The sequence below is a fragment of the Stenotrophomonas sp. P5_B8 genome, from assembly GCF_054049855.1.
In genome coordinates this window covers 1-7,151 of sequence record NZ_JBFULO010000190.1, presented here as the reverse complement: position 1 = coordinate 7,151, position 7,151 = coordinate 1, and the positions used below count along the sequence as shown (strand labels likewise).

General features: G+C 66.9%; 5 protein-coding genes. 2 read left to right on the top strand and 3 right to left on the bottom strand.

All coding sequences use genetic code 11. The annotated features are described in order from the left end of the window. The first annotated feature begins 66 nt into the window (after positions 1-66). The gene (locus tag ACXJKH_RS11715) at positions 67-1,245 is read left to right on the top strand and encodes a putative peptide maturation dehydrogenase (RefSeq protein WP_256775253.1); all 1,179 of its coding nucleotides are present in this window, start codon (positions 67-69) and stop codon (positions 1,243-1,245) included. A gap of 521 nt (positions 1,246-1,766) precedes the next feature. Here the strand turns inward: ACXJKH_RS11715 and ACXJKH_RS11710 are convergent. The 3 genes from ACXJKH_RS11710 to ACXJKH_RS11700 all read right to left on the bottom strand — a co-directional run bounded on the left by ACXJKH_RS11710 (position 1,767) and on the right by ACXJKH_RS11700 (position 6,597). Then, positions 1,767-3,749 carry an acetyl/propionyl/methylcrotonyl-CoA carboxylase subunit alpha gene (locus ACXJKH_RS11710; protein WP_457319565.1) on the bottom strand — a complete coding sequence of 661 codons (1,983 nt, stop codon included), beginning with the start codon at positions 3,747-3,749 and terminating at the stop codon, positions 1,767-1,769. Positions 3,750-3,813: 64 nt separating this feature from the next. Then, positions 3,814-5,424, bottom strand: coding sequence for a carboxyl transferase domain-containing protein (locus ACXJKH_RS11705; RefSeq protein ID WP_256775251.1), 1,611 nt, complete (start codon positions 5,422-5,424; stop codon positions 3,814-3,816). Between the two features lie 9 nt (positions 5,425-5,433). After that, positions 5,434-6,597 (bottom strand): isovaleryl-CoA dehydrogenase, encoded by a 1,164-nt coding sequence (locus ACXJKH_RS11700; RefSeq protein ID WP_457319564.1) that lies wholly within the window; start codon positions 6,595-6,597, stop codon positions 5,434-5,436. 140 nt (positions 6,598-6,737) lie between these two features. Between ACXJKH_RS11700 and ACXJKH_RS11695 the strand changes: the two genes are divergently transcribed. Beyond that, on the top strand, positions 6,738-7,151 hold a 414-nt coding region (locus tag ACXJKH_RS11695), incomplete at its 3' end, for a TetR/AcrR family transcriptional regulator (protein WP_457319563.1).

Sequence of the window (7,151 nt, the reverse complement as noted above, 5' to 3'; positions counted from 1 at the left end):
ATATCCATGTGCATCCCGATTCGGTATCTTTGAAAATCGGCCAGACCTTCAGCCAGCAGGATACGCATGAACATCTCAAGGTATCGTCGGTGTTACGCCGTGGCCGTCCTCCCAGATGAGCAGCCGGTGTTCTCGCTCGACAACTTGCTGGCAGGTGGCACAGGCATCGGGTTCGAACGCCGCTTGCTGGTGCGCGCAGCCCATCTGGACGAACCTGTTGCCTTGGCGGTCCCCGCCTGCATGTTCCTCCTTCAGAGCAGTGCGGAACAGTGGCAGGCATTTCCCGAGGAGCCCGAGGAGCTTGCCTTGGTGCTGGGATTGCGGGACGTAGGTCTGCTGATCACCGAGCGGGGTGAGCCGGTCGCGGCGAGGCAGGCCGATCAGCGTGTGCGTGATGGGCATTGGTGGGCGCTTTCCGCGATCCATCACCGGCACTCCCGCTGGTCGGGCGTAGACAGCGCCGGCGAGATGGAGAAAAACCGGCTGGTCACCGCGCAGGAGCTGGTCCAGCAGTTGGGCAAGCCGCCTGCCGAGGCACCCGCCCGGGTGTCTGGTGCCATAGCACTCCCACGGCCAGCGCCGGACGCCGTCGCAGAACTGCTCGCAGGCCGCACTACCTGCCGCAACTACGCGCGTGATCGCCCGGTGCCACTGAGCATGCTGGCCGGCATGCTGCAGAACGTACTGATGGCGCAGGCCCAGGTGGAGACCGAGCCGGGCGTGCGATTCCTGAAGAAGAACGTGCCGTCGGCAGGAAGCCTCCACCCTTTGGAGGCCTACGTCATCGCTCGGGATGTGGAGGGACTCTCGCCGGGTATCTATCACTATCACGCCATCGCACACGAGCTGGGACGCCAAACCACCCAACCCGACGACCTGGACGCGCTATGCCTGCGCCTGCTGTCGGGGCAGTACTGGTTCGCCTCCGCGCATGTCATGGTGGTTCTGGTCTGCCGGTTTGGCCGCAACTTCTGGAAGTACCGCAATCATGTCAAGGCATACCGCGCCGTCACCCTGGATGTCGGGCATGTCTCGCAGGCGTTGTACACCGCCGCCACGGCGCAGGGGCTCGGTGCCTTTGTCACCGCCGCCATCAACGAATCCGAGATCGAGGGATTGCTTGGTTTCGATCCGATGGTTGACGGGGTGCTGGCCGTGTGCGGATTTGGTTGGCGCGCCGAGGCCATGACCACCGCCGAGTTGGATCCGGTGGGGCGTGTATGGGTGTCGACGGACCGGGCCTGACAGGAACAATCTACTGCGCTGCCAGGATGCTGGACGGCGAAGCAGATCTACGGCTCTTGAGGCGTGTAGCGCGATGCGCTCAGAACAGCAGAGGTGCTATTTGATGACTCTGTGGACCTGCCCAGCTTCAAACGGAAATACCACGGTCATCGCGGCCCTGTGGCTGGACGGATAGTTCACCAAGGCGTCTCGAGCCAGTTGCATTTCCGCCATGCTGGCGAGGTTGCTCATGCACAGCCAGTCGGGGCATGTATGCATCGGTATTCCAAGCCAGGCCTATCTATCGGCACGCCTGCGTTGGCTGTGGCACAAACCGGGCGCGGAAGACATCGTCCGCGCACGGGCGGTCCAGAAGTGTGATGGTCATGTGTGGAAGCACTCTCGGCGGTGCAGCAGACGTAGCGTTGGGCGCGGTCGGGGATTGATCCATCGACCGTGCACCGCTGGCTGGGTTGCACAACGCGAAGAATCAGACGCCTCAGCCGCACACTACTGGATGCTTGGCCCACCGGCAGTAACGCTTACTCCGCCTCGAAATCCACCAGCACCGCTCCATCCCCCACCTGATCGCCCGCCTTCACCCGGTACCCCTGCACCACGCCATCGGCCGGCGCCTGCAGGGTGTGCTCCATCTTCATCGCTTCCAGCACCAGCAGCGGCGCGCCGCGCTTGACCTTCGTGCCCGGAGCCACCGACGTGGCGACGATGCGGCCGGGCATCGGCGCGAGCAGGCTGCCGGCGTCGGCGACGCCCTGGTTCGCTTCGCTGACCGGATCGTGCAGGGTGAAGCGCTGCGCGCCTTCGCTGCCGAACAGATACAGCGCATCGCCATCACGCACCACGCGGGCGCGGTGCAGTGCATCACCGCTCTGCACGCGCAGGGCATCGCCCTCGAGGCCGCCGTGGGCGATCACGCGCGCATCGCCGACGGTCACCGACCACGCGCCGTCCTGCTGCTGCACCGTCACCGACTGTTGGGTGCCGCGGTGCTCCAGCGTCAACGTGCGCGGTGCACGTGCACCCAGTCGCCAGCCGTCCTGCTGCTGCCAGGGCGAATGCGGGTCACGCGCGTCGATGCGGGCCGCACCCTGGCTGCTGATCGCGGCAATGGCGGCCATCGCCCACAAGGCCGGATCGCTATTGTCCGCGTTGGGTGCCAGCGCAACCTGCTCGCGCTCGATCAGCGCGGTGTCCAGGTTGGCGGTGGCGAACGAATCGGTCATCACCAACCGGCGCAGGAACGCGGCATTGGTGGTCACGCCGACCACTTCGCACTCGGCCAGGGTCTGCTGCATGCGGCGCAGCGCGGCATCGCGGTCCACGTCCCAGACGATCAGCTTGGCGATCATCGGGTCGTAGAACGGGGTGATCGCATCGCCCTGCTCGACACCGGCGTCCACGCGGACATGCGCGCTGCCCGACGGCAGTCGCAGGTGGTGCAGGGTGCCGGTGGACGGCAGGAAGCCGCGGTCGGCGTCTTCGGCGTACAGGCGCGCTTCCAGCGCATGGCCGCGGATCTGCAGCTGCTCCTGCTGCAGCGGCAGCGGTTCACCGCTGGCCACACGCAGCTGCCATTCCACCAGGTCGGTGCCGGTGATGCACTCGGTGACCGGGTGCTCCACCTGCAGGCGGGTGTTCATTTCCATGAAGAAGAAATCGCCGTTCGGCGCGGCGATGAATTCCACCGTGCCGGCACCGACATAGTTGACCGCGCGCGCCGCATCGACGGCGGCCTTGCCCATCGCCGCGCGACGCTCGGGCGTCATGCCCGGGGCGGGGGCTTCTTCCAGCACCTTCTGGTGGCGGCGCTGCACCGAGCAGTCGCGCTCGAACAGGTAGACCACGTTGCCGTGGCTGTCGCCGAACACCTGGATCTCGATATGGCGCGGACGCTCGACGTATTTCTCCACCAGTACATGCGCATTGCCGAACGCCGACTGCGCCTCGCGCTGGCAGCTGGCCAGCGCGTCGATGAAGTCGGCACTGGCGTCGACGCGGCGCATGCCCTTGCCGCCGCCGCCGGCGCTGGCCTTGATCAGTACCGGGTAGCCGATCGCATCGGCCTGGGCACGCAGGAAGTCCGGAGCCTGGTCGTCGCCGTGGTAGCCGGGCGTGAGTGGCACGCCGGCCTTGTGCATCAGCGCCTTGGCCGCGCTCTTGTCACCCATCGCGCGGATCGCGTCGGCCGAGGGGCCGATGAACACGATGCCGGCCTCGGCACAGGCCTTGGCGAAGCCGGCGTTCTCGGACAGGAAGCCGTAGCCGGGGTGGATCGCCTGCGCGCCGGTGCGACGTGCGGCCTCCAGGATGGCGTCGCCGCGCAGGTAGCTCTCGCGTGCGGGCGCCGGGCCGATCGCGATGGCCTCGTCGGCCAGGCGCACGTGGCGCGCGTTGCGGTCGGCGTCGGAGTACACCGCCACGGTGGCGATGCCCAGGCGCTGGCAGGTTGCGATGACACGGCAGGCAATTTCGCCGCGGTTGGCGATCAGGATCTTGGTGAACATGGAGGTCTCGTGGCGCGGGCCAATGGCGGAGCAGGGGGCGGCACCTCGCGGTGCCGCGCGTGCCTTACATGCGGAACACACCGAACGCGGTCTTCTGCGCCGGCGCGTTGAGGCTGGCCGACAAGGCCAGGCCCAGCACGCGGCGCGTATCGGCCGGATCGATCACGCCGTCGTCCCACAACCGCGCGCTGGCGTAATACGGGTGGCCCTGCTGCTCGAACTGGTCGCGGATCGGGGATTTGAAGCCGTCCTCGTCCTCGGCCGACCACTGCCCGCCCTTGGCTTCGATGCCGTCGCGCTTGACCGTGGCCAGCACGCTGGCGGCCTGCTCGCCGCCCATCACGCCGATGCGCGCGTTCGGCCACATCCACAGGAAGTTGGGCGAGTAGGCGCGGCCGCACATGCCGTAGTTGCCGGCGCCGAACGAGCCGCCGATCACCACGGTGAACTTGGGCACCTTCGCGCAGGCCACCGCCATTACCAGCTTGGCGCCGTCCTTGGCGATGCCGCCGTGTTCGTACTTGCGGCCGACCATGAAGCCGGTGATGTTCTGCAGGAATACCAGCGGGATGCCGCGCTGGGTGCACAGTTCGATGAAGTGCGCGCCCTTCAGCGCGGACTCGGAGAACAGGATGCCGTTGTTGGCGATGATGCCCACCGGGTAGCCGTGCAGGTGCGCGAAGCCGGTGACCAGGGTGGCGCCGTAGCGCGGCTTGAATTCGTCGAATCGCGAATCGTCGACGATGCGCATGATCACTTCGCGCACGTCGTAGGGCTTGCGGGTGTCGGCGGGAATCACGCCATACAGCTCACTGGCCGGGTAGCGCGGTTCAACCGGGGCCTGCACGGCCAGGGCCGGCTCGGGCTTGCGCCAGTTGAGCTGGGCGATGATCGCGCGGACCCGGGCCAGCGCCTGCAGGTCGTTGTCGGCCATGTGGTCGGCAACGCCGGAGATGCGCGTGTGCACGTCTGCGCCGCCGAGTTCTTCGGCAGTGACCACTTCGCCGGTTGCCGCCTTCACCAGCGGCGGACCGCCGAGGAAGATGGTGCCCTGTTCGCGCACGATGACCGTTTCATCGCTCATCGCCGGCACGTAGGCGCCACCGGCGGTGCAGCTGCCCATCACGCAGGCAATCTGCGGAATGCCCTGCGCTGACAGGTTGGCCTGGTTGTAGAAGATCCGRCCGAAATGATCGCGGTCGGGGAAGACCTCGTCCTGCAGCGGCAGGAACGCACCGCCCGAATCGACCAGATAGATGCACGGCAGGCGGTTCTGCTCGGCCACTTCCTGCGCGCGCAGATGCTTCTTGACCGTCATCGGGTAGTAGGTGCCGCCCTTGACCGTGGCATCGTTGGCCACGATCACGCATTCCACGCCCGACACCCGGCCGATGCCGGCCACCACGCCGGCACTGGGGATCGGATCGCCGTACATGCCGTGCGCGGCCAGCGGCGCGATTTCCAGGAAGGCACTGCCCGGATCAAGCAGGGCATCGATGCGATCGCGCACCAGCAGCTTCCCGCGCGCGGTGTGCTTGGCGCGGGCGGCCTCGCTGCCACCCAGCGCGGTGCGCGCCAGGGTGCTGCGCAGGTCATCGACCACCGCCTGCAACGCAGCGCGGTTGGCGTCGAAAAGTTCGCTGCCCGGTTGCAGCTGGGTGCTCAAGACGGTCATGGCGTGCCCTTACTTGGTGCGCTGGAACAGTTCGCGGCCGATCAGCATGCGGCGGATCTCCGAGGTGCCCGCGCCGATTTCATACAGCTTGGCATCGCGCCACAAACGCCCGGTCGGGTAGTCGTTGATGTAGCCGTTGCCGCCCAGTACCTGGATGGCCTGGCCGGTCAGCCAGGTGGCCTTCTCGGCCGAGTACAGGATCGCACCGGCGGCGTCCTGGCGGGTGGTGCGGCCCTGGTCGCAGGCGCGCGCCACCGCATACACATAGGCGCGGCAGGCGTTGAGGCCCACGTACATGTCGGCCAGCTTGGCCTGCATCAACTGGAAGGTGCCGATGGCCTGGCCGAACTGCTTGCGCTCGTGCACGTAGGGCATCACCACGTCCATGGCCGCGGCCATCAGCCCCAGCGGGCCACCGGACAGCACCACGCGCTCGAAATCCAGGCCGGACATCAGCACGTTGACGCCGCCGCCGACCGCGCCCAGCACGTTCTCTTCCGGCACTTCGCAGTCCTCGAACACCAGCTCGCAGGTGTTGGAGCCACGCATGCCCAGCTTGTCCAGCTTCTGCGCGGTGGAGAAGCCCTTCATGCCCTTCTCCACCAGGAACGCGGTGATGCCCTTGGCACCGGCCTCCAGGTCGGTCTTGGCGTAGACCACCAGCACGTCCGCATCGGGGCCGTTGGTGATCCACATCTTGTTGCCGTTGAGCACGTAGTGGTCGCCACGCTTGTCGGCGCGCAGCTTCATCGACACCACGTCCGAGCCGGCGCCGGGTTCGCTCATCGCCAGCGCACCGACCTTCTCGCCGCTGCACAGGCCGGGCAGGAAGCGCTGCTTCTGGTCTTCGGTGCCATTCTTGCGCAGCTGGTTCACGCACAGGTTGGAGTGCGCGCCGTAGGACAGGCCGATGCTGCCGGAGACGCGCGAAATTTCTTCCATCGCCACCACGTGGGCCAGGTAACCCATGCCGCTGCCGCCGTATTCTTCCTCCACGGTCAGCCCGAGCAGGCCCTGCTCGCCGAGCTTGCGCCACAGCGCATTGGGGAACAGGTTCTCTTCATCGGCCTGGGCCGCCAGCGGCGCGATTTCCACCGAGGCAAAATGGGCCACGCTCTGGCGCAGCAGGTCGATCTCTTCGCCGAGATCGAAATTCATGGTCGGGACGTGCATGGGGCGACTCCGCAACAGCTGGAAGGGACGCGCCGGTTGAGGTGGACGGCAAGGACCGTCCCGCGGGCGATTTGGCCCAGCGTAGCGGGGTTTGCAGAAGAAGTGAACACAAATTCAAAAATTGAACATAGAATCAACAAATGGCCTACAAACGCTCCGCACTGATGGAAGAACGCCTCGCCGGGGCCCGCGAACGGATCCTGCTGGCGACCCGTGCGCTGGTGGCCGCCGGCGGCTACCGCAACGCCCCGGTGACCGCCGTGGCGGCGGAGGCCGGGGTCTCCACCGGGTTGATTTACCGCCACTTCCCGTCCAAGGCCGAGCTGTTCGTGGAGGTGCTCACCGCCGCGGTCGAGCACGAACTGCGCATCTTTGAAGCCATTGCCGCCGAGCCATTGCCCGCCCCCGAGCGCCTGCGCCGGGCGATCACCGCCTTCGTCCGGCGGGCGCTGGCCGGCCCCGGCCTGGCCTACGCCTTCATCGCCGAGCCGGTCGATCCGGAGGTGGAAGCCGAGCGCATCCGCTGTCGCCGCTTGTTCGGTGAGGTGTTCCGG

Coding starts and splice junctions, on each gene's coding strand:
- ACXJKH_RS11700 (WP_457319564.1), bottom strand. CDS start 6,597: ATGCACGTCCCGACCATGAATTTCGATCTCGGCGAAGAGATCGACCTG.
- ACXJKH_RS11710 (WP_457319565.1), bottom strand. CDS start 3,749: ATGTTCACCAAGATCCTGATCGCCAACCGCGGCGAAATTGCCTGCCGT.
- ACXJKH_RS11715 (WP_256775253.1), top strand. CDS start 67: ATGAACATCTCAAGGTATCGTCGGTGTTACGCCGTGGCCGTCCTCCCA.